We start from the raw sequence: 26,370 nt of genomic DNA, 5'->3' as shown, positions 1-26,370 counted from the left end.
GGCGCCCGCCCGTCAGCCGAACAACCGCTCCAGCACCTCCGCCACCCCGTCCTCCTCGTTCGACGAGGTCACCTCGTCGGCGACGGCCTTGAGTTCGGGGTGCGCGCCGGCCATCGCCACACCCCGCGCCGCCCACGCGAACATCGGTACGTCGTTGGGCATGTCGCCGAACGCGACGGTGTCGGCGGGCCCCGCGCCGAGCCGGTCGGCGGCGAGCTCCAGCCCCGTCGCCTTGGTCACGCCGCGCGGCTGAAGTTCGACGGTGCCGGGCCCGGACATCGTCACGGAGGCGAGGGGGCCGACCGCGGCGCGGGCCACCGTCGCCAACTCGTCGTCGCTCAGCTCGGGGTGGCGCAGCAGGACCTTGCTGATGGGCTCCGCCCACAGGTCGGCGCGGCGGTGGACGCGGACGGCGGGCAGGGTGGGGTGCGGCATGAGGTAGCCGGGCTCGATGAGGGTGAGGCCGTCGACGCCGTCCTGGTCGACGGCGGCGTGCACCTGGCCGAGTTCCGCCTCGATCTTTCCGAGCGCCTGTTCGGCCAGCTCCCGGTCGAGCGTAAGGGACCAGAGCAGCCGGTCACGCGCCCCGTCGTACAACTGCGCGCCCTGCGCACATACCGCGAGCCCCCCTCCGCCCAGCTCGTCGAGGAGCGGCTTCACCCGGGGCGCGGGGCGGCCCGTCACCACGATGTGCCGGGCCCCGGCCGCGACGGCTGTGGCCAGGGCGGCGCGGGTCCGGTCCGAGACGGTGTCGTCGTCGCGCAGCAGCGTTCCGTCCAGGTCAGTGGCGATGAGGGCATATGCGGGTGCGGCCATGATCCGAAGAATACGGACCGGCCGCCCCGCCGGACCGTCGAGTACCGGCCGCCCTGGCGCGCTCCATCTGTTCGAGCTAAGCGGCGGTCAACATCGCTCCTGGCGACGGCAGTTGTAGTACGAGGTGCCCTCGTGGCCGGTCACGGGCCGCTCGCGCGGGACACGTGGCACTCGAAGCAGTACTCGGCCTCGGTGACGACGACGAGCCGGTCGAGGGGGCCCGCGAGGAACATCCAGGGGTCCTCGATCGCGTCCCGCAGCCGCGCCGCCCAGCCCGTCGCGGGAACGTCGCACTCCAGCCACGGCCGCAGCACCACATGGCTGGCCACGTAGAGCTTTCCGGTCATGCCGTGAGTGGCGAGCAGGCCCTCGATCCACGCGTCGAGTTCTTCCGGCGGGGTGTCGTCAGCGAGCAGTTCGTCCGGTTCCGTCCCGGTGGACAGGGACCGGTCGATCGCCGCGCGGACCCACCCCGGTTCCCCGCCGGGCGGCAGGGCGCCGCCGGTGCCCAGGACGCCCAGGTCCGCCTCGATGGCCTCCAGCGCCACCTGGTCCCGGCGCTCGCGGAGCTTCTGCCGCAGCTTGCTCTCCATCGCGTCCCTCCTGTTCGCGTCGGGGGCCGGGCAGCGCCCCGGCGGCCCTCACCCGTGCGCGGCCGCCAGATGCCGCGCCAGCCGCGGTGACGCGAACTCCGTGCCGCACACGAACCGCATCACCGGTCCGTACGACGATCCGCCGAGCATGCCCGTGAAGTACAGCCCCGGGACGGAGGAGACGTAACCGGCGCCGAGCCGCGGGGTGCCCCGGCTGACCGCGATCCGGGGGCGCAGACCGTCGCCCAGGAAGGGCAGCGCCGCCAGGTCCACGCGATACCCCGTCGCCGCGATCACATGGTCCGCGGACATCTCCCGCCGGCGCCCGCCGTGCGTGCGGACCTTAAGGACGGGCGCACCGCTCTGCGACACCGAGGCCGCGTCGATCGCGGCGACGTCCCGCACCGCGACCTTCCCCTCGAAGCGCTCGCGCAACCACCACGCGCCGAGCGGCCCGAGCACCCGCTTGACCAGGAAGTGCCTTGCCTGCGGCGGCAGTTGGCGGTAGCGGTGCGGATAGTAGGTGAGCGCGTACAGCGACCAGGCCCGCCCGAACGGTGTCTCGGGGCGCAGCTTCGGCTGTTCCCACGGCGGCGCCCCGAACCGCACCCTGCCCGCGCCGCGGGCCACCACCCGCACGCTCGCCCCGGCCTCCGCCGCGAGCACCGCCGTCTCCAGGGCCGACTGGCCCGCGCCGACCACGATCAGCTCCCTGCCCGCGAACCGGGACAGGTCGTGGTGCTGGGCGCTGTGCGAGAGCGGGCCCGCGGCGGAGGGCCCGTCGGGCACGGCCCCGGCGAGCTCGCGCGGCAGGTGCTCCAGGCCGGACAGGCCCGTGGCGACGACCACGGCACGCGCCGTGAACTGCTCGCCCGAGTCCAGCTTCAGCGCGAAACCGGCGCGGCGGTCGGGCCCGCCCCGGTCCACGGAGACGACGCGGACGCGCTCCAGGCCGGGCACAAGGCGCTGCTGGAACCAGTCCCCGTACGCGACGAACACCTCGGCGGAGATCAGGTCCTCGTCGGTGACGAGACGCTTGATGCCGGCCGCGTCGCAGTAGTCGGCGAGGGTGTGACCGCGCTGCGGCGCGTCGATGTTCGACGCGGACGGGACGGACTTGAGGATCATCCCCTCGGGCATGTGCGAGCGCCAGCTCACCATGGGCTCGCCGAAGACCCTGACGGGTATGCCGCGGGCCCGCAGATGCGCGGCGGTGGACAGGCCGTAAGGCCCCGCCCCGATGACAGCTACCGGATGGTTCACGAAGTCCCTCCCCAGGACGACGCGGCGTCACGTGCTCCGTGTCGGGCCCCGCCCTCAGAGGGCCGAACCGGTCGCGACGCCGCGGCGGTTGGCCCGCCACAGTTGATGAAGATGCCTGGCCCCCGGCCGTACGAAGCGGGCGAGCATCGTGAAGAACGGCCGCGGATCGTCGGCCGCCCACCAGGCCAGCTCCGTACCGCTCGCGCGGGCCGGGGCGTGCGGGGTCGTGTAGCCACTGCGCCGGTACGCGAGCAGCGCCGGCAGGTCGATGTTCTCCACCAGGTAACCGCGGCCCGCACGCTGCTCCCCCTGCGGGACGTCACGGCCGGTCAGCCGCAGATGCAGGGCGCGGACCACGTCGATGCCCGCCTCGCTCTCGAACAGGCGGAACTGGGCCCCCATCCTCGGGTTGAAGTCGAGCAGCTTGTACTGTCCGTCGCGCCGGTCGAAGCGCAGATCGAGGTCGATGATGCCGGTGAAGCCGATCTGCTTGACGAAACGTGCGGCGAGGTCCGCGAGTTCCGGGTTGTCGACGACGTACGCGTGCGCCGTCATCCCCGCGTGCGGTGGCCACGAGCGGACCTTGACCCCGGTGAACAGCGCCCGCGGCGTGGAGTCCTGGTCGAAGTAGGCGTGCACGATCCAGTCCTCGGCGTCCTCGCGCGGCAGGTACTCCTGGAGGATCACGCCGGGCCGCTCGCCCCAGCCCCGGGCGAGCGCGCGCAGACCGTCGGGGCCGGCGATCCTCGTCGTCCCGTTCACCACCGGACTGCTGCGGCGGGTGAACGCCTCCCGGTTCTTCGCGACGACCGGGAAGCGCGCCTTCCCGGCGAACTCCTCGATCTCCGCGCGGCTGTCGGGGAACGAGGCCACCGGCGAGGGGATCCCGTGCTCCACGCACAGCTCGTGCAGCCCCTGCTTGCTGGCGAGGCGGCGCGGCAACTCCCGCTCCACGCGCGGGAAGAGATAGCCCGCACCGGCCAGCGGGTCCTGGTGCTCGGCGATGAGGACGGCCGCCTCCTCGTCCGTCGGGATCAGTACGGCGGGCCGGCCGATACGGCCCGCGATGCGCACCAGCCCTTCGACGAGGCGTTCGGGCTCCTCCACCCCGGTGGTCCGCCAGGGGAACGCCCGGCACAGATAACGGGAGGCCGCCGCGGGCGTGTACCGGTCCTCCGTGATCGCGTACATGGGCACGCCGAGACGGCCCAGGCTGCGGATGGCCCCCACCCCGCCGTGGTGCAACGGGTAGTCACCGAACTTGACGATGAGAGCCGGCACGGAGCGGTCCAGTGCGAACGGCACACCTCCGGCACCCCCGCGAGCACGACCGGGACTCCTGGCCATCGGGTTCCCCCACGTGTCCTGTCCCCCTCGGGCCCGGCCCCACCCCACCCGAGCCCACCGAGCATCGACGCTAAGCCGGAACCGACCACTCCATCAACGGGTCATTCGGACATTGCGAACTCTTTAGACACTGCCCGAACCCGCGTCCCCCACGTAACGTGAGCCGCACTCGACGGAAAGAGAGGCAGGTAGGCATGGCCCACGCGCCCGAGCACACCCCGCTCGACCTCCCCGAAGGCGATCCCTTCGGCCCGCACAACCTCCCCTACGGAGTCTTCTCGACGGCCCCCGACGACCGTCGCCGGGTCGGCGTCCGCCTGGGCGACCACGTCCTCGACGCGGCAGCGGCGGCAGCGGCCCTCGGCTCCCCCTACGCCGACCTCCTGGCGGGGCCGACCCTCAACCCGCTGCTCGCGGCGGGCCGTACGGCCTGGTCCGACGTGCGCCGCGCGCTGACCGCCTGGGTGACGGTGCCCGCCCACCGCGCCACCGTCCTGCCCTTCCTGCACCCGCTCTCCTCGGTCACGCTCCACCTCCCCTTCGAGGTCGCGGACTACGTCGACTTCTACGCCTCCGAGAACCACGCCTCGAACCTCGGCCGCCTCTTCCGCCCCGACGAGGAGCCGCTGAAGCCCAACTGGAAGCACCTGCCCGTGGGTTACCACGGCCGGGCCGGCACCGTCGTGGTCTCCGGGACCGACGTCGTCCGCCCGTCGGGCCAGCGCAAGAGCCCGGCCGACCCGGCCCCGGTCTTCGGCCCCTCGGTCCGCCTCGACATCGAGACGGAGGTCGGCTACGTGGTCGGGACGCCCTCCGCGCAGGGCACCGCCGTACCGCTCTCGTCCTACCGCGACCACGTCTTCGGTCTCTGCCTCCTCAACGACTGGTCGGCGCGCGACATCCAGTCCTGGGAGACCGTGCCGCTCGGCCCGCACCTCGGCAAGTCCTTCGCGACGTCGATCTCCGCGTGGATCACCCCCCTCGACGCCCTGGACGCCGCGCGCGTGGCGGCACCGCCCCGCACGGTCCCCTTGCTCCCCTACCTGGACGACGCCGACCCGGCCCTGGACCCCGCCGGTTACGACCTGCGCATCACGGTCTCCCTCAACGGCCACGTCATCTCCGAGCCCCCCTTCTCCGGCATGTACTGGACGGGCGCCCAGATGCTGGCCCACATGACGGTCAACGGCGCCTCGCTGCGCACCGGCGACCTCTACGGCTCCGGCACCATCAGCGGCACCGAGGAGAACGAGCGCGGCTCGCTCATCGAGATGACCTGGAACGGTCAGCGGCCCCTCGAACTCCCCGACGGCAAGCGCGGTTTCCTGGAGGACGGCGACGAGGTGACCCTGTCGGCGTGGGCCCCGGGCCCGAACGGCACCCGGGTGGGCCTGGGGGATGTGACGGGCAGGATCGTGGCGGCCGGCTGAGGGACCCGGGCCCGGGCGGGCGACCGACCGGGCTCGGTGCGCTCACCAGTCGATCTCCTCGGGCTCGGGCTCGGGCCCGAAGTCCGGCTCGGGCCCGGGGTGCGGCTCGGGCCCGGGGTGCGGCGCCTGCTCCGGCTCGCCCGCGCCCACGCCCGCGGCCTGACCGCCGCCGTCCAGTCCTGCCAGCACCGCGAGCACCCCCTCGCCCCACGTCGCCAGCTTCTTCTCGCCGACCCCGCCGATGGTGCCCAACTGCGCCAGCGACGTGGGCCGTTGCACCGCGATCTCCTTGAGCGTCGCGTCATGGAAGATGACGTACGCCGGGACCCCGTTCTCCTTCGCCTGCGCCCCGCGCCAGGACCGCAGCGCCTCGAAGACGGGCAGCAGCTCCTCGGGGAGGTCGGCGGCGGGCGTCCTGGCCTTCCGGTCGCGTGCGGCGGCCCGCACCGTCGCCGCCTTCGGCGCCTCCTTGCGCAGCCGCACCTCGCGCCGCCCGCCGAGCACACTCCCGCTCTCCTCGGTGAGCACCAGCGTCCCGAACTCGCCCTCGACCGCGACGAGCCCCTGCGCCAGCAACTGCCGCGCGACACCCCGCCATTCGGCCTCGCTCAGATCGTCGCCGATACCGAAGACGGAGAGCTGATCGTGGTCGAACTGGATGACCTTCGCGGTGCGCTTGCCCAGCAGGATGTCGATGATCTGCCCCGCGCCGAACTTCTGCCTGCGCTCCCGGTCGAGCCGCACCACCGTGGACAGGAACTTCTGCGCGGCGACGGTGCCGTCCCAGGTCTCCGGCGGGGCCAGGCACGTGTCGCAGTTGCCGCAGTCGGCCGCCTGCGCCTCCTGGCCGAAGTACGTGAGCAACTGCGACCTGCGGCACCGGGCCGTCTCGCACAGCGCCAGCATCGAGTCGAGGTGGGAGGAGGCCCGGCGCCGGAACGCCTCGTCCCCCTCCCCCATGTTGATCAGCTTCCGCTGCTGGACGACGTCCTGGAGCCCGTACGCCATCCACGCCGTGGACGGCAGCCCGTCGCGCCCGGCACGGCCGGTCTCCTGGTAGTACCCCTCGACGGACTTCGGCAGGTCCAGGTGGGCGACGAAGCGGACGTCCGGCTTGTCGATGCCCATGCCGAACGCGATCGTCGCGCAGACGACCAGGCCCTCCTCGCGCAGGAACCGGGACTGGTGGCGCGCACGGGTGCCCGCGTCCAGGCCCGCGTGGTAGGGCACCGCCTCGATCCCGTTCCGGCACAGGAACTCGGCCGTGGCCTCCACCGACTTGCGCGACAGGCAGTACACGATGCCCGCGTCGCCCTCGTGCTCCTGCTTGAGGAAGGAGAGGAGCTGCTTCTTGGGGTCGGCCTTCGCGACGATCCGGTACTGGATGTTGGGCCGGTCGAAGCTCGCCACGAAGTGCTTGGCGTCCGGCATCCCGAGGCTCTGGGTGATCTCCTGATGCGTGGCGTGCGTCGCCGTCGCGGTCAGGGCGATACGCGGTACGTCCGGCCACCGCTGCCCGAGGACGGAGAGGGCCCGGTACTCGGGACGGAAGTCGTGCCCCCACTGCGCCACGCAGTGTGCCTCGTCGATGGCGAAGACGGAGATCTTGCCGCGCGAGAGCAGATCGAGGGTGGAGTCGAGGCGCAGCCGCTCCGGCGCCAGGTAGATGATGTCCAGCTCACCCGCGAGGAACTCGGCCTCGACGGTGCGCCGCTCGTCGAAGTCCTGCGTCGAGTTCATGAACCCGGCGCGCACGCCGAGCGCCCTGAGCGCGTCCACCTGGTCCTGCATGAGCGCGATCAGCGGCGAGACGACGACGCCCGTACCTGGCCTGACCAGGGCCGGAATCTGATAACAGAGCGACTTGCCGCCACCGGTCGGCATGAGGACGACGGCGTCCCCGCCGCTCACCACGTGCTCGATGACCGCTTCCTGCTCCCCGCGGAAAGCGTCGTATCCGAAGACGCGGTGGAGCGTGGCTAGCGCCTCGCTCTCGATGACCTCGCTCATGTCCCAGTCCCGTCCTGCCGATCCCGACTTCCCCCGCAACGATAGGGGTCCGGACCGACAGCCCGGAGTTATCCACAGCAGCCCCTGTGGATAACTTCGTCACAACGACAAAGACGTTCACACGTCCGTATGAGACCGGATCATTACTGCCGGTCAGCCTGAAAGCTTTGGCGAGACTCCGTCCCATGGGAGCACCGAGGAGCATCGATCCGAAGGCGTCCGAGCATGCCTGGCCGATGCCGCCCGAGGGCGGCTGCACAGCCGACGACCTGGACCGGCTTCCGGATCTTCCTCCGCGCACGGAGCTGATCGACGGGAGTCTGGTCTTCGCGTGTCCGCAGACCATGTTTCACACGCGCACCATTGATTTCTTCAACTGGCAGCTCCAGTCCCTGGCACCGGCGCAGTTCGAAGTCGTCCGCGAGTTCACCATCGACATCGACCGCCAGAACCGCCCCGAGCCGGACGTGGTCGTCGTCCGGGAAGACGTCGTCGAGGTCCCGGACCAGACCCGTTTTCCCGCCGAAGCCGTGATCCTGGCCATCGAGGTCGTCTCCCCCGACTCCGTCTCCCGCGACCGCGAGACCAAGCCCGTGAAATACGCCCGCGCCAAGATCCCGCACTACTGGCGCGTGGAGAACGAGAACGGCAAAGTCGTCGTCCACGCCTTCGAGCTGGAGCCGGCCACCGGTGCGTATGTGAGCGTCGGCATCTTCCGTGAGCGCATGAAGGTGGACGCCCCCTTCACCGCGGACCTGGACCTCACCGCGATCAAGGCGCGCCGCGACAGGACCGCCTGAACGACCCACTCGCTCCCGGACAGCCGAAAGCCCGGCCCCCGACCGGGGACCGGGCTCTGCGGATCGATCGATGCCTACCGGACGAAGACGCTCGCCTGGCCGGCCAGATCCAGGAAGTACTGCGGCGCGACGCCGAGCACCACCGTCACCGCGACGCCCACCGCGATCGTCGTCATGGTCAGCGGCGACGGCACGGCGACGGTCGGCCCGTCCGCCTTCGGCTCGCTGAAGAACATGAGGACGATCACGCGGATGTAGAAGAACGCGGCGATCGCGGACGAGATCACACCGACCACGACGAGCGCGCCCGCGCCGCCTTCCGCAGCCGCCTTGAACACCGCGAACTTCCCCGCGAACCCGGAGGTCAGCGGGATACCGGCGAAGGCGAGCAGGAAGATCGCGAAGACCGCCGCCACCAGCGGGGAGCGCCGGCCGAGCCCCGCCCACTTGGAGAGGTGCGTCGCCTCGCCGCCCGCGTCACGCACCAGCGTCACCACGGCGAACGCACCGATCGTGACGAAGGAGTACGCCCCCAAGTAGAAGAGGACCGACGAGACGCCGTCGGGGCTCGTCGCGATGACACCGGCGAGGATGAAACCGGCGTGCGCGATGGACGAGTAGGCGAGCAGCCGCTTGATGTCGGTCTGCGTGATCGCGACGACCGCACCGCCGAGCATCGTGACGATGGCGACGGCCCACATGACCGGCCGCCAGTCCCAGCGCAGCCCCGGCAGGACCACGTACAGGAGCCTGAGCAGCGCGCCGAACGCCGCGACCTTCGTGGCCGCCGCCATGAAGCCGGTGACCGGGGTCGGGGCACCCTGGTACACGTCCGGGGTCCACATGTGGAAGGGGACCGCGCCGACCTTGAACAGCAGGCCCATGACGACGAGCGCCATGCCGATGAGGAGCAGCGCGTCGTTGCCCATGGTGTCGGCGAGGGCCGGGTCGATGCTCTGCACACTGCCGTCGGCGACGCTCGCGATGGTGGCGTACGAGACAGAGCCCGCGTAGCCGTAGAGCAGTGCGATGCCGAACAGGGTGAAGGCGGAGGCGAACGCGCCGAGCAGGAAGTACTTGACGGCGGCCTCCTGCGACATGAGCCGCTTGCGGCGGGCCACGGCGCACAGCAGGTACAGCGGGAGGGAGAAGACCTCCAGGGCGATGAAGAGGGTCAGCAGGTCGTTCGCCGCGGGGAAGACCAGCATGCCGCCGATCGCGAACAGGGCGAGCGGGAACACCTCGGTGGTGGTGAACCCGGCCTTGACCGCGGCCTTCTCACTGTCGCTGCCCGGTACGGACGCGGCCTGCGCGGCGAAGGAGTCGACGCGGTTGCCGTGCGCCTCCGGGTCGAGGCGGCGCTCCGCGAACGTGAAGATCGCGACGAGTCCCGCCAGCAGGATGGTGCCTTGCAGGAAGAGGGCCGGTCCGTCGACGGCGATCGCGCCCATGGCCGCGATGTGTGCCTTGGTCGTGCCGTAGCCACCGGCCGCGAGGCCCACGACCGCCGCGAAGGCGGCGGCGAGCGCGACGACCGACAGGAACACCTGGACGTAGTAGCGGGACTTGCGGGGCACGAACGCCTCGACCAGGACCCCCAGGACGGCGGCACCAATGACGATCAAGGTCGGGGACAATTGCCCGTACTCGATCTTCGGTGCGTCGATCTTGGAGATCGGCTCGGCGGCGGTTGTCCACAGGCTGTGGACGGCTGAAGCGCTCACTTGTGGGCCGCCTCCACTTCCGGCTTCGGGTCCTTCTTCTGGACGTCGGACATGGTGTGCTTGACCGCCGGGTTCACCAGTTCGGTGAGCGGCTTCGGGTACACACCGAGGAAGATCAGTACGCCGATCAGCGGGACCACGACCGCGAGCTCACGCACCCGCAGGTCGGTGATGCCCTCGGTCGACGGCTTCACCGGACCCGTCATGGTGCGCTGGTAGAGGACCAGCGTGTAGAGCGCGGCGAGAACGATGCCGAAGGTGGCGATGATGCCGATGACCGGGTAGCGCGTGAACGTGCCGACCAGGACGAGGAACTCGCTGACGAACGGGGCGAGGCCCGGCAGCGAGAGCGTCGCGAGTCCGCCGATCAGGAACGTGCCGGCGAGTACGGGAGCCACCTTCTGCACACCCCCGTAGTCCGCGATGAGCCGCGAGCCGCGCCGGGAGATCAGGAACCCGGCGACGAGCATCAGCGCGGCGGTCGAGAGCCCGTGGTTGACCATGTAGAGCGTCGCGCCCGACTGGCCCTGGCTGGTCATCGCGAAGATGCCCATGATGATGAAGCCGAAGTGCGAGATCGACGCGTACGCCACCAAACGCTTGATGTCCCGCTGGCCGACAGCGAGGAGTGCGCCGTAGACGATGCTGATGAGGGCGAGCACCAGGATGACCGGTGTCGCCCACTTGCTGGCCTCCGGGAACAACTGGAGGCAGAAGCGCAGCATCGCGAACGTGCCGACCTTGTCGACCACCGCCGTGATCAGTACGGCGACCGGGGCCGTGGCCTCGCCCATCGCGTTCGGCAGCCAGGTGTGCAGCGGCCAGAGCGGGGCCTTCACCGCGAAGGCGAAGAAGAAGCCGAGGAACAGCCATCGCTCCGTGTTGGTCGCCATGTCGAGCGAACCGCTCGCCCGGGCCTCGGCGATCTCCTGGAGCGAGAAGTTCCCCGCCACGACATAGAGGCCGATGACGGCGGCGAGCATGATGAGGCCGCCGACGAGGTTGTAGAGGAGGAACTTGACGGCCGCGTACGAGCGTTGGGCCGCCGCGTTCTCGTCCGTGCCCGCGTGGGCCCGGTCCCCGAAGCCGCCGATGAGGAAGTACATCGGGATGAGCATGGCTTCGAAGAAGATGTAGAAGAGGAAGACGTCGGTGGCCTCGAAGGAGATGATCACCATCGCCTCGACCAGCAGGATCAGGGCGAAGAAGCCCTGCGTCGGCCGCCACCGGGTGCTCCCGGTCTCCTGCGGGTCCGCGTCGTGCCATCCGGCGAGGATGACGAACGGGATGAGCAGCGCGGTCAGCGCGACGAGCGCGACCCCGATGCCGTCCACACCCAACTCGTAGCGGACGCCGAAGTCCGCGATCCACGCGTGGGACTCGGTCAGTTGGTAACGGCCACCCTCCGGGTCGAAGCGGATCGCGACCAGCGCCGCGAGCACCAGCGTCCCGACCGAGACCAGGAGCGCGAGCCACTTGGCCGCGGTGCGCTGTTTCGCCGGCACGGCGGCCGTGGCGATCGCACCCACGGCGGGGAGCACCGCCGTCGCTGTCAGCAGAGGAAAGGACATCGGTATCAGACCGCCCTCATCAGCAGGGTCACGGCGGTGATGACCGCCGCACCGCCGAACATCGAGACGGCGTACGAGCGCACGTAGCCGTTCTGGAGCTTGCGCAGTCGGCCGGAGAGGCCGCCCACCGACGCCGCCGTCCCGTTGACCACCCCGTCGACCAGGGTGTGGTCGAGGTAGACCAGCGAGCGCGTCAGGTGCTCGCCGCCGCGGACGAGGACGACATGGTTGAAGTCGTCCTGGAGCAGGTCGCGGCGGGCCGCCCGGGTGAGCAGCGAGCCGCGCGGGGCGACCGCGGGGACAGCACGGCGCCCGTACTGGAGCCAGGCGAGGCCGACACCGATGACCAGGCACACCATGGTGGCCCCGGTGACGACGCCCGCGCTGATCGGCGGGTGTCCGTGCTTGTGCCCGGTGACCGGCTCCAGCCAGTCCAGGAAGCGGTCGCCGACGGAGAAGAAGCCACCCGCGAAGACCGAGCCGACGGCGAGCACGATCATCGGGATCGTCATGGACGACGGCGACTCGTGCGGGTGCGGCTCGTCGTGGGCGCCGCGCGTCTCGGCGGCGGGCTCCGCGCTGGGCTGCTCCGGCGACGGCGTCGCCCGGTTCTTCCAGCGCTCCTCACCGAAGAAGGTCATGATCATCACGCGGGTCATGTAGAACGCGGTGATGGCCGCACCGAGCAGGGCGACGGAGCCGAGGATCCAGCCTTCCGTCCCGCCCTTCGCGAAGGCAGCCTCGATGATCTTGTCCTTGGAGAAGAAGCCGGACAGGCCGGGGAAGCCGATGATGGCGAGATAGCCGAGGCCGAACGTCACGAAGGTGACCGGCATGTACTTCCTGAGGCCGCCGTACTTGCGCATGTCGACCTCGTCGTTCATGCCGTGCATGACCGAACCGGCGCCGAGGAACAGCCCGGCCTTGAAGAAGCCGTGCGTCACCAGGTGCATGATCGCGAAGACGTAGCCGATGGGGCCGAGTCCCGCGGCGAGCACCATGTAGCCGATCTGCGACATCGTCGAACCCGCGAGGGCCTTCTTGATGTCGTCCTTCGCGCAACCGACGATCGCACCGAACAGCAGCGTGACCGCGCCGACGATGGTGACGACCAACTGCGCGTCGGGAGCCGCGTCGAAGAGCGCCCCGGAGCGCACGATCAGGTAGACGCCCGCGGTCACCATGGTCGCGGCGTGGATGAGGGCCGAGACCGGGGTCGGGCCCTCCATCGCGTCCCCGAGCCAGGACTGGAGCGGGACCTGCGCCGACTTGCCGCACGCGGCGAGCAGCAGCATCAGGCCGATCGCGGTGAGCTTGCCCTCGGAGGTGTCGCCGACGCTGTCGAGCACCGGCTCGAAGGCGAACGTGCCGAAGGTCGTGAACATCAGCATGATCGCGATGGACAGACCCATGTCGCCGACACGGTTGACCAGGAACGCCTTCTTCGCGGCGGTGGCCGCGCTCGGCTTGTGCTGCCAGAAGCCGATGAGGAGGTACGAGGCGAGGCCGACGCCCTCCCAGCCGACGTACAGCAGCAGGTAGTTGTCGGCGATGACGAGAAGGAGCATCGCCGCGACGAACAGGTTCAGGTAGCCGAAGAAGCGGCGGCGCCGCTCGTCGTGCTCCATGTACCCGATCGAGTACAGGTGGATCAGCGTGCCGACCCCGGAGATGAGCAGGACGAACGTCATGGACAGTTGATCGAGCTGGAAGGCGACGTCCGCCTGGAAACCCTCGACCGGGACCCAACTGAACAAGTGCTGACTGAACGTGCGCTCCTCCGCGCCCTTGCCGAGCATGTCGGTGAAGAGCACGACGGCGATCACGAAGGAGACGGCCGCGAGCAGCGTGCCGAGCAGATGGCCCACCCGGTCCAGTGCCCGCCCGCCGCACAGCAGTACGGCCGCTCCCAGCAAGGGCGCCGCCACCAGCAGCGCGATCATGTTCTCTGCGTTCATGTGGTTCGCGGCCCCTTACAGCTTCATCAGGCTGGCGTCGTCGACCGAGGCCGAGTGGCGGGAACGGAACAGCGACACGATGATCGCCAGTCCGACCACGACCTCCGCGGCGGCGACGACCATCGTGAAGAACGCGATGATCTGCCCGTCGAGGTTGCCGTGCATCCGGGAGAACGCGACGAACGCGAGGTTGCACGCGTTCAGCATCAGCTCGATGCACATGAACACCACGATCGCGTTCCGCCTGATCAGCACGCCGGTGGCGCCGATCGTGAACAACAGGGCGGCGAGATACAGGTAGTTGACCGGGTTCACTTCGACGCCTCCTCCGACCGCTCCAGGCGCTCCGCCGAGCGCTGCTCCAGGGCCTTCAGGTCACGGAGCGCCTCACCGGAGACGTCGCGGACCTGACCGCGCTCGCGCAGTGTCCCCATGACCGTGAGCTCCGACGGGGTGCCGTCGGGCAGCAGGCCGGCGATGTCCACCGCGTTGTGCCGGGCGTAGACGCCGGGGGCGGGCAGCGGCGGCAGGTGCTTGCCCTCGCGTACTCGCTGCTCGGACAACTCCCGCTGTGTCTTGGCCCGCTCGGTGCGCTCGCGGTGCGTGAGCACCATGGCGCCGACGGCGGCCGTGATGAGCAGGGCGCCGGTGATCTCGAAGGCGAAGACGTACTTGGTGAAGATGAGGGCGGCCAGGCCCTCCACGTTCCCGTTCGCGTTGGCCTCGCCGAGGCCGTTGAACTGGTTCAGCGACGCGTTCGCGATCCCCGCGAACAGCAGGACGCCGAAGCCGAGCCCGCACAGGGCGGCCAGCCAGCGCTGCCCCTTGATGGTCTCCTTCAGGGAGTCCGCGGCGGTGACACCGACCAGCATGACCACGAAGAGGAACAGCATCATGATCGCGCCCGTGTAGACGACGATCTGCACGATGCCCAGGAAGTACGCCCCGTTGGCCAGGTAGAACACCGCGAGGATGATCATGGTCCCGGCGAGGCACAGGGCGCTGTGCACGGCCTTCCGCATCAGGATCGTGCACAGCGCGCCGATCACGGCGACCGTGCCGAGGACCCAGAACTGGAACGCCTCACCGGTGGAGGTACCTGCGGCGAGGGTGACGGCGGTGAGCTGCGTCATCAGCCGATCACCTGCTCCGCGGCGGGCTCGCCGTCCCCGAAGGTCGTGGCCCCCTCTTGGGGCTTCTCGCCCTTGGAGAGCGCCACTTGGCGCTCGGTGCCGGGCGCGGCCTCGGTCACCAGACCCTGGTAGTAGTCCTGCTCGTCCGTGCCGGGGAAGATCGAGTGCGGCGACTCGACCATGCCTTCCTCCAGCCCGGCGAGCAGTTGCTCCTTGGTGTAGATGAGGTTGGCGCGGCTGCTGTCGGCCAGCTCGAACTCGTTGGTCATCGTCAGCGCGCGCGTGGGGCACGCCTCGATGCACAGGCCGCACAGGATGCAGCGGGCGTAGTTGATCTGGTAGACGCGGCCGTACCGCTCGCCCGGGGAGTAGCGCTCCTCCTCCGTGTTGTCCGCGCCCTCCACGTAGATGGCGTCCGCCGGGCAGGCCCATGCGCACAGCTCGCAGCCGACGCACTTCTCCAGGCCGTCCGGATGGCGGTTGAGCTGGTGCCTGCCGTGGAAGCGGGGAGCAGTGGTCTTCTTCTGCTCCGGGTACTGCTCGGTCAGCCGCTTCTTGAACATGGCCTTGAAGGTCACGCCGAAACCGGCGACAGGGTTCTGGAACCCGGGCTTGGTGTCTTTCTCGTCAGCCATCGGACGCCTCCTTTCCATCACGAGATCCGCCAAGTGATTCGTCACTCGCAGTATCGGGCCCACCACTGACAATCAACTCCCGCTCATGCCTCGGGCGTCGACGTGGCACGGGCGGCAGGGTCTGTCCGGGCAGCGGAGGAACGGGGAACCCGCCCGCCATCGGGTCGAAGGCGGCGGGCTCCTCGGTCTCCGCGCGCTGCTTGGCGCCCCGGTCGCGGAAGATGTCCACGACGAACGACAGCAGCAGGATCACGAGGATGGCGCCGCCGATGTAGAGGGCGATGTCGGCGAAGTCGTAGTTCTCGTTGTGCAGGGTCCGCACGGTGGCGACGAGCATCAGCCACACCACGGAGACCGGGATGAGCACCTTCCAGCCGAGCTTCATCAACTGGTCGTAGCGGACCCGGGGCAGCGTGCCGCGCAGCCAGATGAAGAAGAACAGCAGCAACTGGACCTTGACGACGAACCAGAGCAGCGGCCACCAGCCGTGGTTCGCGCCCTCCCAGAACGTGGAGACCGGCCACGGTGCGCGCCAGCCGCCCAGGAAGAGCGTCACGGAGACCGCCGAGACCGTCACCATGTTCACGTACTCGGCGAGCATGAACATCGCGAACTTGATGGACGAGTACTCGGTGTTGAAACCGCCGACGAGGTCGCCCTCGGACTCCGGCATGTCGAACGGCGCGCGGTTCGTCTCCCCGACCATCGTCACGATGTAGATCAGGAACGAGACCGGCAGCAGGACGATGTACCAGCGGTCGTGCTGCTGGGCGACGATCTCCGACGTCGACATCGAGCCCGAGTACAGGAAGACCGAGGCGAACGCGGCGCCCATCGCGATCTCGTACGAGATCATCTGCGCGCAGGACCGCAAGCCGCCGAGGAGCGGGTACGTGGACCCGGAGGACCAGCCGGCGAGCACGATGCCGTAGATGCCGACCGAGGCGACGGCGAGGATGTAGAGCATCGCGATCGGCAGGTCGGTGAGCTGCATCGCCGTACGGTGACCGAAGATCGAGACCTCGTTGCCCGACGGGCCGAAGGGGATCACGGCGATCGCCATGAAGGCGGGGATCGCGGCGACGACCGGCGCGAGGACGTAGACCACCTTGTCCGCGCGCTTGACGATCAGATCTTCCTTGAGCATCAGCTTGATGCCGTCGGCGAGCGACTGGAGCATGCCCCAGGGGCCGTGCCGGTTCGGCCCGATGCGCAACTGCATCCAGGCGACGACCTTGCGCTCCCACACGATGGAGAACAGCACGGTCACCATCAGGAAGGCGAAGCAGAACACCGCCTTGACGACGACCAGCCACCACGGGTCGGTGCCGAACATGGACAGGTCCTCGGCCGCGAGCGGGCTCAGTGCCATCGGGCTCATGACTGCACCTCCGGGGCCCCGGCGACGGCCGGGCCGATCTTCACCAGGGCGCCGGGGACGGCACCGGTGTCCGACGCGACGCCGCCGCCCACGGAGTTGAGCGGCAGCCACACCACGCGGTCCGGCATCTCCGTGACCTGGAGGGGCAGCGCGACCGCGCCCGCGGGCCCGGTGACGGCGAGCACGTCGCCGGGCTTGACGCCCACCTCGGCGGCCGTGGCGGCGGACACGCGTGCGTGGGCAGCGTGCCGCGTACCGGCGAGCGCTTCGTCGCCGTCCTGGAGACGGCCCTGGTCGAGCAGGAGCCGGTGCCCGGCGAGCACGGCCTCCCCGACGGCCGGGCGCGGCAACGGGCCGCCGGTCTCCAGCGGCTCGCTCGCGTGCGGCCCGTCCCAGTTGCCCAGGCGGTCCAGCTCACCGCGGGCGGCGCGCAGATCCGGCAGCCCCAGGTGTACGTCCATGGCGTCGGCCAGCATCTGGAGCACGCGCGCGTCCGCGGGCGCGACACGGCGCGTCATCTGGTCGGGCTTGAGCGCGGCCTCGAACATCCGCACACGGCCCTCCCAGTTGAGGAACGTGCCCGCCTTCTCGGCGACCGCGGCCACCGGGAACACGACGTCCGCGTGCTCGGTGACCTCACTGGGCCGCTGCTCCAGGGAGACCAGGAAGCCGACCTCGTGAAGGGCTTCACGCGCGCGTGCCGGGTTCGGCAGATCGGCGATCTCGACCCCGGCCACGACGAGGGCCCGCAGTTCACCGGTGGCGGCGGACTCGATCATCTGGCCGGTGTCGCGCCCGTAACGGTGCGGCAGTTCGGCCAGCCCCCAGGCCGCGGCGACCTCGTCCCGCGCGCGCGGGTCGGTCACGGGACGGCCGCCCGGCAGCAGCGACGGCAGCGCGCCCGCCTCGACGGCGCCGCGCTCACCGGCCCGGCGCGGGATCCACACCAGCTCGGCGCCGGTCGCGGACGCGGCCCGCACCGCGGCGGTGAGACCACCCGCGACGGCCGCGAGCCGCTCGCCGACGACCAGCACGGCGCCTTCGGTGCGCAGCGCCTCCGCGGCTGCCGCGCCGCCCTCCGCCAGGCCGACCCCGGAGGCGAGCGCGTCCAGCCACTCGGTCTCGGTGCCGGGCGCGGCGGGCAACAGCGTGCCACCGGCCTTCTCCAGGCCCCGCGTCGCGTGCGTGGCCAGCGAGAACACCCGCTGACCGTGCTTGCGCCACGCCTTGCGGAGTTTGAGGAAGACGCCGGGCGCCTCCTCCTCCGACTCGAAGCCGACGAGCAGCACGGCGGGCGCGCTCTCCAGCTTCCGGTACGTGACACCGCTGCCGTCCAGGTCCCGGCCCCGGCCCGCGACACGCGCCGCGAGGAAGTCGGCCTCCTCGCTGCTGTGCACGCGCGCGCGGAAGTCGATGTCGTTGGTGTCGAGGGCGACGCGCGTGAACTTGCTGTACGCGTACGCGTCCTCGACCGTCAGCCGGCCTCCCGTGAGGACACCGGCCCGACCGCGCGCCCCGGTGAGGCCACGCGCGGCGACCTCCAGGGCCTCCGGCCAGGACGCGGCCCGCAGCTCACCGGTGGCGGCGTCCCGCACCAAGGGCGTCGTCAGCCGCTGTGGCCGCTGCGCGTACCGGAAACCGAACCTGCCCTTGTCGCAGATCCACTCCTCGTTGACCTCGGGGTCCTCTGCCGCCAGGCGGCGCATGACCTTGCCGCGCCGGTGGTCCGTGCGGGTCGCGCAGCCACCGGCACAGTGCTCGCACACCGACGGCGACGACACCAGGTCGAAGGGGCGGGAGCGGAATCGGTACGCCGCCGAGGTCAGCGCGCCGACCGGGCAGATCTGGATGGTGTTCCCCGAGAAGTACGACTCGAACGGGTCGCCCTCGCCCGTGCCGACCTGCTGGAGCGCGCCACGCTCGATCAGCTCGATCATCGGGTCGCCCGCGATCTGGTTCGAGAACCGGGTGCAGCGCGCGCACAGCACGCACCGCTCGCGGTCGAGCAGTACCTGCGTGGAGATCGGCACCGGCTTCTCATAGGTGCGCTTCTTGCCCTCGAACCGCGATTCGGCCTGGCCGTGCGACATCGCCTGGTTCTGCAACGGGCACTCGCCGCCCTTGTCGCAGACCGGGCAGTCCAGCGGGTGGTTGATGAGCAGCAGCTCCATCACGCCGTGCTGCGCCTTCTCGGCGACGGGCGAGGAGAGCTGGCTCTTGACCACCATGCCGTCGGTGCAGGTGATGGTGCAGGACGCCATCGGCTTGCGCTGGCCCTCCACCTCCACGATGCACTGGCGGCAGGCGCCGGCCGGGTCGAGGAGCGGGTGGTCGCAGAAGCGGGGGATCTCGATGCCGAGCTGTTCGGCGGCGCGGATGACCAGGGTGCCCTTGGGGACGCTGATCTCGATGCCGTCGATCGTCAGCGAGACCAGGTCCTCCGGCGGAACGGCCGCCTCGCCGCCCCCGGAGGGAGCGTTGGTGGTCACAGTCACGCGTTCACCTCCGTGCGGTGCTGGTCGGCCCACACGGTGGAGCGGGCCGGGTCGAAGGGGCAGCCCTTGCCCGTGATGTGCTGCTCGTACTCGTCGCGGAAGTACTTGAGCGAGGAGAAGATCGGCGAGGCGGCGCCGTCGCCGAGGGCGCAGAACGACTTGCCGTTGATGTTGTCGGCGATGTCGTTCAGCTTGTCGAGGTCGCCCAGGGTGCCCTTGCCGGCCTCGATGTCGCGGAGCAACTGCACGAGCCAGTACGTCCCTTCGCGGCACGGCGTGCACTTGCCGCAGGACTCGTGGGCGTAGAACTCGGTCCACCTGGTGACCGCGCGCACGACGCACGTCGTCTCGTCGAAGCACTGGAGCGCCTTGGTGCCCAGCATCGATCCGGCGGCGCCGACGCCCTCGTAGTCGAGGGGTACGTCGAGGTGCTCCTCGGTGAACATCGGGGTCGAACTGCCGCCCGGTGTCCAGAACTTGAGGCGGTGGCCGGGCCTGATGCCGCCGCTCATGTCGAGGAGCTGGCGCAGCGTAATGCCGAGCGGGGCCTCGTACTGGCCGGGCGAGGCGACGTGGCCGCTGAGCGAGTAGAGCGTGAAGCCGGGCGACTTCTCGCTGCCCATCGACCGGAACCAGTCCTTGCCGCGATGCAGGATCGCGGGAACCGACGCGATGGACTCCACGTTGTTCACCACAGTGGGGCACGCGTAGAGGCCCGCGACGGCGGGGAAGGGGGGACGGAGTCGCGGCTGACCACGGCGGCCTTCGAGCGAGTCCAGGAGTGCGGTCTCCTCACCGCAGATGTACGCGCCGGCTCCGGCGTGCACGGTGAGTTCGAGGTCGAGACCGGATCCCAGGATGTTCTGCCCGAGGTATCCGGCGGCGTACGCCTCGCGGACGGCCTCGTGCAGGCGCCGCAGTACGGGGACGACTTCTCCGCGCAGGTAGATGAACGCGTGCTCGGAACGGATCGCGTAACAGGCGATCACGATGCCCTCGATGAGGCTGTGCGGGTTCGCGAAGAGGAGCGGGATGTCCTTGCAGGTCCCCGGCTCCGATTCGTCGGCGTTGACAACCAGATAGTGCGGTTTGCCGTCTCCCTGCGGGATGAACTGCCACTTCATCCCGGTCGGGAACCCTGCGCCGCCGCGCCCGCGGAGCCCCGCGTCCTTCACATAGGCGATGAGGTCGTCCGGCGCCATCGCGAGGGCCTTGCGCAGCCCCTCGTACCCGTCGTGCCGGCGGTACACGTCCAAGGACCAGGACCTGTCCTCGTCCCAGAAGGCGGAAAGGACCGGTGCGAGCACCTTCTCCGGGCCGGCCTCGTCGTTCTCGATCTCGGCTGCCAAGGTCATCACTCCCCCTCCTCGGCGGCGGGACCCGCCGGGTGGGACGGGTCGGAGGCCGATGTGTCCTGGGGCGCGTCGTGCGAGCTCAGGTGCTCGGCGGGCGACGGCTCGTGCGTCGTCGTGCCGTCCGTGGCCTCGGCGCGCGGGTGGACCACGCGCGCGGGCGGCGTCTCGCCCTTGGCGAGCCGCAGCCCGATCAGGGACGCGGGCCCGGCGCTGCCGCCCGCCTCGACGGCGCCCTCGCGCTCGTCGGGGAAGCCGGCCAGGATGCGCGCCGTCTCCTTGAAGGTGCACAGGGGGGCGCCGCGGGTGGGCGTCACCTGGGTCCCGGCGCGCAGGTCGTCGACGAGTCGCTTGGCGGACTCGGGCGTCTGGTTGTCGAAGAACTCCCAGTTGACCATCACGACGGGGGCGAAGTCGCAGGCCGCGTTGCACTCGATGTGCTCCAGCGTGACCTTGCCGTCCGGTGTCGTGCCGCCGTTGCCGACTTCGAGGTGTTCCTGGAGCGTCTCGAAGATGGCGTCGCCGCCCATGACGGCGCAGAGCGTGTTGGTGCAGACGCCGACCTGGTAGTCGCCGCTGGGCGCCCGCCGGTACATGGAGTAGAAGGTGGCGACGGCCGTGACCTCGGCGGTGGTCAGGTCGAGCATGTCGGCGCAGAACCTCATGCCGGTCCGCGTGACGTGGCCCTCCTCCGACTGGACGAGGTGCAGCAGCGGGAGCAGCGCCGAGCGGGAGCCGGGGTAGCGGGAGATGATCTCCTTGGCGTCGCTCTCCAGGCGGGCCCGGACGTCGTCCGGGTAGGCGGGCGCGGGCGGCTGGGGCATGCCCAGGCTGACGCCCTGCCCAGCGGAGTCCGTGGAACTGGTGGTCACCGGTCGACGCCTCCCATCACGGGGTCGATGGACGCGACAGCGACGATGACGTCGGCGACCTGGCCGCCCTCGCACATCGCCGCCATCGCCTGAAGGTTGGTGAAGGACGGGTCGCGGAAGTGGACCCGGTAGGGGCGGGTTCCGCCGTCGGAGACGACGTGCACGCCCAGTTCGCCCTTGGGTGACTCCACTGCGGAGTACGCCTGTCCCGGCGGGACGCGGAAGCCCTCGGTCACGAGCTTGAAGTGGTGGATGAGGGCTTCCATGGAGGTGCCCATGATGTTCTTGATGTGGTCCAGGGAGTTGCCGAGGCCGTCGGGGCCGAGGGCGAGCTGGGCGGGCCAGGCGATCTTCTTGTCGCCGACCATCACCTCGCCCGGGCGCAGCCGGTCCAGGCACTGCTCGATGATGTGCAGCGACTGCCGCATCTCCTCCAGGCGGACCAGGAAGCGGCCGTAGGAGTCGCAGGTGTCGGCGGTCGGGATCTCGAAGTCGTAGGTCTCGTAGCCGCAGTACGGGTCCGTCTTGCGCAGGTCGTGCGGGAGTCCGGCGGAGCGCAGGATGGGTCCGGTGGCGCCGAGGGCCATGCAGCCGGTGAGGTCGAGGTGGCCGACGTCCTGCATACGGGCCTTGAAGATGGGGTTCCCGGTGGCGAGCTTGTCGTACTCGGGGAGGTTCTTCTTCATCTTCTTCACGAACTCGCGGAGTTGGTCCACCGCGCCGGGCGGCAGGTCCTGGGCGAGTCCACCGGGCCGGATGTACGCGTGGTTCATGCGCAGGCCGGTGATCAGCTCGTAGAGGTCGAGAATGAGTTCACGATCACGAAAGCCGTAGATCATGATGGTGGTCGCGCCGAGTTCCATGCCGCCGGTGGCGATGCACACCAGGTGCGAGGACATCCGGTTCAGCTCCATGAGCAGGACGCGGATGACGCTCGCCCGGTCGGGGATCTCGTCCGTGATGCCGAGCAGCTTCTCGACGGCGAGGCAGTACGCCGTCTCGTTGAAGAACGGCGTCAGGTAGTCCATGCGCGTCACGAACGTGGTGCCCTGCGTCCACGTGCGGTACTCGAGGTTCTTCTCGATGCCCGTGTGCAGGTAACCGATTCCGCAGCGGGCCTCGGTGACCGTCTCGCCGTCGATCTCCAGGATCAGCCGCAGCACTCCGTGCGTGGAGGGGTGCTGGGGGCCCATGTTGACGATGATGCGTTCGTCGTCCGACTTCGCCGCGGACTGGACGACCTCGTCCCAGTCGCCGCCGGTGACCGTGTAGACGGTGCCTTCGGTGGTCTCGCGTGCCGAAGAGAACGACTGCTGCGCGTGGGGAGTGGTCACGAGTACGACCTCCGCTGGTCCGGAGCCGGGATCTGGGCGCCCTTGTACTCGACGGGGATGCCGCCGAGGGGATAGTCCTTGCGCTGCGGGAAGCCCTGCCAGTCGTCCGGCATCATGATCCGGGTCAGCGCGGGGTGGCCGTCGAAGACGATGCCGAAGAAGTCGTACGCCTCGCGCTCGTGCCAGTCGTTCGTCGGATAGACGGGGACCAGGGACGGGACGTGCGGGTCCGCGTCGGGCATGGAGACCTCTAGGCGGATCAGCCGGCCGTGGGTGAGCGAGCGCAGGTGGTAGACGGCGTGCAGTTCGCGGCCCTTGTCGCCGGGGTAGTGGACGCCGCTCACGCCCGTACACAGCTCGAAGCGCAGGGCCGGGTCGTCGCGCAGGGTGCGGGCGACGCGGACCAGGTGCTCGCGCTCGATGTGGAAGGTGAGTTCGCCGCGGTCGACGACCGTCTTGTCGATGGCGTTGGCGGGGACGACGCCCTGTTCCTCCAGGGCGCCCTCCAGTTCGTCGGCGACCTCGTCGAACCAGCCGCCGTAGGGGCGGACGGACTCGCCGGGCAGCCGGATCGACCGGACGAGTCCCCCGTAGCCGGAGGTGTCGCCTCCCTTGTCGGCGCCGAACATGCCGCGCTGGACGCGGATCTCCTCGCCCTGGTCGCCGCGCTGCCCCGGGAGGTTCGCGGCACTGAGGTCCTTCTCGGGGTTGGCCCCGTCGCTGTGCGCGTCACTCACCGCAGCAGCCCCTTCATCTCGATCGTCGGGAGTGCCTTGAGCGCCGCTTCCTCCGCCTCGCGGGCCGCCTCCTCGGCGTTCACGCCGAGCTTGGAGGACTGGATCTTCTGGTGGAGCTTGAGGATCGCGTCCATCAGCATCTCTGGCCGGGGCGGGCAGCCGGGCAGATAGATGTCGACCGGCACGATGTGGTCGACGCCCTGCACGATGGCGTAGTTGTTGAACATGCCGCCGGACGAGGCGCAGACCCCCATGGAGATGACCCACTTGGGGTTGGGCATCTGGTCGTAGACCTGGCGCAGGACGGGCGCCATCTTCTGGCTCACCCGGCCCGCGACGATCATCAGGTCCGCCTGCCGGGGCGATCCGCGGAACACCTCCATGCCGAACCGCGCCAGGTCGTAGCGGCCCGCGCCCGTCGTCATCATCTCGATGGCGCAGCACGCGAGTCCGAACGTGGCGGGGAAGACGGACGACTTGCGCACCCACCCCGCGGCCTGCTCGACGGTGGTCAGCAGGAATCCGCTCGGCAGCTTTTCTTCGAGTCCCATTGGTCTGTGGCTCCCGGTCTCCCCTGTACGGGGCTCAGTCCCATTCCAGGCCGCCGCGCCGCCACACGTACGCGTACGCGACGAAGACGGTGAGCACGAAGAGCAGCATCTCCACGAGCCCGAAAACCCCCAGGGCGTCGAAGGTGACGGCCCAGGGGTAGAGGAAGACGATCTCGATGTCGAAGACGATGAAGAGCATCGCCGTCAGGTAGTACTTGATGGGGAAGCGCCCGCCACCGGCCGGTGTGGGGGTCGGTTCGATCCCGCACTCATAAGCCTCAAGCTTGGCCCTGTTGTACCGCTTTGGACCGATAAGCGTGGCCATGACCACGGAGAAGATCGCAAAGCCTGCCCCGAGGGCTCCCAGTACGAGGATGGGCGCATACGCGTTCACCGCTCCTCGCTCCTCTCAGTCGGCACTGACTGCTGGCGGTCACGGGCCCGCGCCCCCACTCCCCGCAAGCGGTCGAAGATCGCTTACATGTGAAGCAGGTCACAAGCCCAACTTGCCCCGCATCTTATGCCTGCTCCTCTGTGATCTGCGACACGGGGTACGCCAACTACTTTGTGATCTCCACCACCTGACGAAGGATCATGAAGTCGGATGAGCGGTGATCTTCACACGCGAAGCACCTGAGTGATCACCAGAGGTGACAACTTGTCGCGTCATGGCTGGTGAGAGGCGCGTCGCACTATCAAGAGGTGCGCCGCGCGGGCAAATTGGCGCTGGACGCGAGTGGCTGATAGTGGACGCCGTTCACGCATCAGAGGGAAAGGCGCGGACGGAAGTGGACGGAGGGTCGTCCCCTAGGGGTTCTGTGTGACCTGCATCACGTGCCACGTAACGTCCCGGAAACCGGGCTTGGCCAACGGTGTCAACGAGTGGTAGGCGTCGGGCAATTCGGGCGTATTGCAGAAACAGCGTGATCACAGCCGTGATCAAGGTTGTCCGTATTGCCCGTTACGGCGTCAATAAGGGCCATGGCGCGCCCGATTCGCGCCGCAACTTCACAACTGTGGCGCACCACACGTTTCTTGATGGGAACCGTGAAGCCCTGATAGCGGTTGTACTCATGTCCCACACCGCTCACATACCCAGCCACCGGAAGCCCCGTCGCAGCGCCTCGAAGATGGCCCTGCGCGCCGGAGTCACCGGTGGCGTACTCAGCACCCTCGCCGTGGCTGGTGCGTCCGGTGCGGCGAACGCTGCCGAGCCCGTGACGCAGACCATCGAGCTGCCCACGCTCACCACCGACCTGTCCTCCCAGGTCGCCCAGTCCGCGGACGCCACCCAGCAGGCCGCGGCCAACTACCAGCTCCAGGCCGAGCGCGACGAGGCGTTCGCCAACGCCGCCAAGCAGGCGAAGAAGGACCAGGCCGCCGCCGAGAAGAAGGCGGAGGCCAAGAAGAAGGCCGAGGCCGCCGCCAAGGAGAAGGCCGAGCGCGAGGCCGCCGCCCAGCAGGCCGCCTCCCGCTCCAGCGAGCGCACGACGCTGTCCACCGCCTCCGCCCCGGCCGCCTCCACGGCCACCGTGGCCGCCCCGGCCAGCGGCTCGGTCGGCGCCGTCATCAGCTTCCTGCGGGCGCAGGTCGGCGACGCGTACGTGATGGGTGGCACCGGCCCCAACTCGTGGGACTGCTCCGGCCTCGTCCAGGCCGCGTTCAAGCAGGCCGGTGTGGACCTGCCGCGCACCTCCCAGGAGCAGTCGACCTTCGGCACCCCGGTCTCGCTGTCCAACGTCCAGGTCGGCGACATCCTCTACTGGGGCGGCGCGGGCTCGGCGTACCACGTCGGCGTCTACATCGGTGGCGGCCAGTACCTGGACGCCGCCAACCCCTCCAAGGGCGTCGTCATCCAGGACCTGTCGGGCTACCCGGCGAGCGGCGCGGTCCGCGCCCTCTGAAGACTCCCCTGAGCACGGCGAAGGCCGCCGCACCCCCGTTCGGGGCGCGGCGGCCTTCGTGCGTCGCGCAGGCGGCGTCCTGGCGGGCGCTCAGTCCTGCGGGGTCAGCTCGCCCATCGGGCCCCAGCCCTCGTTCGGGATGTCGGCGTTGATGATCTCGGGGGTGGTGGCGATGAGCGGCGCCATCGCGGCGAGGCCGTCCTTGAAGTGGTCGGAGGCGACGTGCGCCGCGCCCGCGTCACCGTCCCGGAAACCCTCCAGGAGGACGTACTGGTTCGGGTCGTCGACGCTGCGGGACCAGTCGAAGAAGAGGTTGCCCTCCTCGGCGCGGGTCGCGGCGGTGAACGCGGCGGTCTTTTCCAGCCAGGAGTCGGCGTGTTCGGGGCGGGCGGTGAACTTCACGGCGATGAAAATCATGGCTCCACCCTGCCCCCACCACGCATCCCGACCAAATCGGACCGCGG

The 26,370-nt window shown here is 69.8% G+C and carries 23 protein-coding genes; 3 read left to right on the top strand and 20 right to left on the bottom strand.

The genetic code is table 11. The features are described from left to right. Window positions 1–12: 12 nt before the first annotated feature. The 4 genes from ACIRF8_RS01605 to ACIRF8_RS01590 form a co-directional block, all read right to left on the bottom strand. Window positions 13–816, bottom strand: coding sequence for an HAD family hydrolase (locus ACIRF8_RS01605; protein ID WP_404209768.1), 804 nt, complete (start codon window positions 814–816; stop codon window positions 13–15). 140 nt (window positions 817–956) lie between these two features. After that, window positions 957–1,409, bottom strand: a complete 453-nt coding sequence (locus ACIRF8_RS01600) for a hypothetical protein (protein WP_404209766.1) — start codon at window positions 1,407–1,409, stop codon at window positions 957–959. 48 nt (window positions 1,410–1,457) lie between these two features. Further along, the gene (locus ACIRF8_RS01595) at window positions 1,458–2,672 is read right to left on the bottom strand and encodes an FAD-dependent oxidoreductase (protein ID WP_404209764.1); all 1,215 of its coding nucleotides are present in this window, start codon (window positions 2,670–2,672) and stop codon (window positions 1,458–1,460) included. A gap of 54 nt (window positions 2,673–2,726) precedes the next feature. Beyond that, on the bottom strand, window positions 2,727–3,977 hold the full coding sequence (locus tag ACIRF8_RS01590; RefSeq protein ID WP_404209762.1) for an ATP-grasp domain-containing protein: 1,251 nt from the start codon (window positions 3,975–3,977) through the stop codon (window positions 2,727–2,729). A 236-nt stretch (window positions 3,978–4,213) separates the two neighbouring features. Here ACIRF8_RS01590 and fahA point away from each other — a divergent pair, with 236 nt between their 5' ends. Continuing rightward, window positions 4,214–5,449 carry a fumarylacetoacetase gene (gene fahA, locus ACIRF8_RS01585; protein ID WP_404209760.1) on the top strand — a complete coding sequence of 412 codons (1,236 nt, stop codon included), beginning with the start codon at window positions 4,214–4,216 and terminating at the stop codon, window positions 5,447–5,449. Window positions 5,450–5,491: 42 nt separating this feature from the next. On the opposite strand, the gene recQ is transcribed toward fahA, so the two are convergent. Then, the gene (gene recQ / locus ACIRF8_RS01580) at window positions 5,492–7,459 is read right to left on the bottom strand and encodes a DNA helicase RecQ (RefSeq protein ID WP_404209758.1); all 1,968 of its coding nucleotides are present in this window, start codon (window positions 7,457–7,459) and stop codon (window positions 5,492–5,494) included. Window positions 7,460–7,644: 185 nt separating this feature from the next. Between recQ and ACIRF8_RS01575 the strand changes: the two genes are divergently transcribed. Then, on the top strand, window positions 7,645–8,259 hold the full coding sequence (locus ACIRF8_RS01575) for a Uma2 family endonuclease (RefSeq protein WP_404209756.1): 615 nt from the start codon (window positions 7,645–7,647) through the stop codon (window positions 8,257–8,259). A gap of 74 nt (window positions 8,260–8,333) precedes the next feature. Here the strand turns inward: ACIRF8_RS01575 and nuoN are convergent, their stop codons facing one another. Genes nuoN through ACIRF8_RS01505 form a run of 14 tightly spaced genes read right to left on the bottom strand, consistent with a single transcriptional unit; the run spans window position 8,334 to window position 24,396 of the window. Further along, window positions 8,334–9,983 (bottom strand): NADH-quinone oxidoreductase subunit NuoN, encoded by a 1,650-nt coding sequence (gene nuoN, locus ACIRF8_RS01570; protein WP_404209754.1) that lies wholly within the window; start codon window positions 9,981–9,983, stop codon window positions 8,334–8,336. Further along, window positions 9,980–11,554, bottom strand: coding sequence for an NADH-quinone oxidoreductase subunit M (locus ACIRF8_RS01565; protein ID WP_404209752.1), 1,575 nt, complete (start codon window positions 11,552–11,554; stop codon window positions 9,980–9,982). Before ACIRF8_RS01565 ends, nuoN begins: the two co-directional genes overlap by 4 nt. Before the next feature lie 5 nt (window positions 11,555–11,559). Next, window positions 11,560–13,512 (bottom strand): NADH-quinone oxidoreductase subunit L, encoded by a 1,953-nt coding sequence (gene nuoL, locus ACIRF8_RS01560; RefSeq protein ID WP_404209750.1) that lies wholly within the window; start codon window positions 13,510–13,512, stop codon window positions 11,560–11,562. 15 nt (window positions 13,513–13,527) lie between these two features. Then, complete coding sequence (gene nuoK / locus ACIRF8_RS01555) at window positions 13,528–13,827, bottom strand: NADH-quinone oxidoreductase subunit NuoK (protein WP_003974374.1); 300 nt, start codon at window positions 13,825–13,827, stop codon at window positions 13,528–13,530. Next, window positions 13,824–14,645 (bottom strand): NADH-quinone oxidoreductase subunit J, encoded by an 822-nt coding sequence (locus tag ACIRF8_RS01550; protein ID WP_404209748.1) that lies wholly within the window; start codon window positions 14,643–14,645, stop codon window positions 13,824–13,826. The genes nuoK and ACIRF8_RS01550 overlap by 4 nt, the downstream gene beginning before the upstream one ends. Continuing rightward, a complete protein-coding gene (nuoI, locus tag ACIRF8_RS01545) occupies window positions 14,645–15,280 on the bottom strand; it encodes an NADH-quinone oxidoreductase subunit NuoI (protein WP_404209746.1) in 636 nt (211 codons plus the stop codon). The genes ACIRF8_RS01550 and nuoI overlap by 1 nt, the downstream gene beginning before the upstream one ends. Then, a complete protein-coding gene (gene nuoH / locus ACIRF8_RS01540; RefSeq protein WP_404212218.1) occupies window positions 15,273–16,646 on the bottom strand; it encodes an NADH-quinone oxidoreductase subunit NuoH in 1,374 nt (457 codons plus the stop codon). Before nuoH ends, nuoI begins: the two co-directional genes overlap by 8 nt. Before the next feature lie 11 nt (window positions 16,647–16,657). Further along, the gene (locus ACIRF8_RS01535) at window positions 16,658–19,156 is read right to left on the bottom strand and encodes an NADH-quinone oxidoreductase subunit G (RefSeq protein WP_404209744.1); all 2,499 of its coding nucleotides are present in this window, start codon (window positions 19,154–19,156) and stop codon (window positions 16,658–16,660) included. Further along, window positions 19,153–20,514, bottom strand: coding sequence for an NADH-quinone oxidoreductase subunit NuoF (nuoF, locus tag ACIRF8_RS01530; protein WP_404209743.1), 1,362 nt, complete (start codon window positions 20,512–20,514; stop codon window positions 19,153–19,155). The genes ACIRF8_RS01535 and nuoF overlap by 4 nt, the downstream gene beginning before the upstream one ends. Continuing rightward, window positions 20,511–21,332, bottom strand: coding sequence for an NADH-quinone oxidoreductase subunit NuoE (nuoE, locus tag ACIRF8_RS01525; protein ID WP_404212216.1), 822 nt, complete (start codon window positions 21,330–21,332; stop codon window positions 20,511–20,513). Before nuoE ends, nuoF begins: the two co-directional genes overlap by 4 nt. 44 nt (window positions 21,333–21,376) lie before the next feature. Then, complete coding sequence (locus ACIRF8_RS01520) at window positions 21,377–22,714, bottom strand: NADH-quinone oxidoreductase subunit D (protein ID WP_404209741.1); 1,338 nt, start codon at window positions 22,712–22,714, stop codon at window positions 21,377–21,379. Next, window positions 22,711–23,451: an NADH-quinone oxidoreductase subunit C gene (locus tag ACIRF8_RS01515; protein WP_404209739.1), complete on the bottom strand. Its 741-nt coding sequence runs from the start codon at window positions 23,449–23,451 to the stop codon at window positions 22,711–22,713. The genes ACIRF8_RS01520 and ACIRF8_RS01515 overlap by 4 nt, the downstream gene beginning before the upstream one ends. Further along, on the bottom strand, window positions 23,448–24,002 hold the full coding sequence (locus ACIRF8_RS01510) for an NADH-quinone oxidoreductase subunit B family protein (protein WP_018528252.1): 555 nt from the start codon (window positions 24,000–24,002) through the stop codon (window positions 23,448–23,450). The genes ACIRF8_RS01515 and ACIRF8_RS01510 overlap by 4 nt, the downstream gene beginning before the upstream one ends. A 34-nt stretch (window positions 24,003–24,036) precedes the next feature. After that, window positions 24,037–24,396 (bottom strand): NADH-quinone oxidoreductase subunit A, encoded by a 360-nt coding sequence (locus ACIRF8_RS01505; RefSeq protein ID WP_007383963.1) that lies wholly within the window; start codon window positions 24,394–24,396, stop codon window positions 24,037–24,039. 679 nt (window positions 24,397–25,075) lie between these two features. Here ACIRF8_RS01505 and ACIRF8_RS01500 point away from each other — a divergent pair. Continuing rightward, complete coding sequence (locus ACIRF8_RS01500) at window positions 25,076–25,906, top strand: C40 family peptidase (RefSeq protein WP_404209737.1); 831 nt, start codon at window positions 25,076–25,078, stop codon at window positions 25,904–25,906. A 90-nt stretch (window positions 25,907–25,996) separates the two neighbouring features. Here the strand turns inward: ACIRF8_RS01500 and ACIRF8_RS01495 are convergent, their stop codons facing one another. Continuing rightward, window positions 25,997–26,323, bottom strand: a complete 327-nt coding sequence (locus ACIRF8_RS01495; protein WP_404209735.1) for a putative quinol monooxygenase — start codon at window positions 26,321–26,323, stop codon at window positions 25,997–25,999. Window positions 26,324–26,370: the final 47 nt, after the last annotated feature.

The organism is Streptomyces sp. NPDC102406 (genome assembly GCF_044765725.1).
Taxonomy (GTDB): Bacteria; Actinomycetota; Actinomycetes; order Streptomycetales; family Streptomycetaceae; genus Streptomyces.
This window is presented reverse-complemented; position numbering and strand designations above follow the sequence as displayed.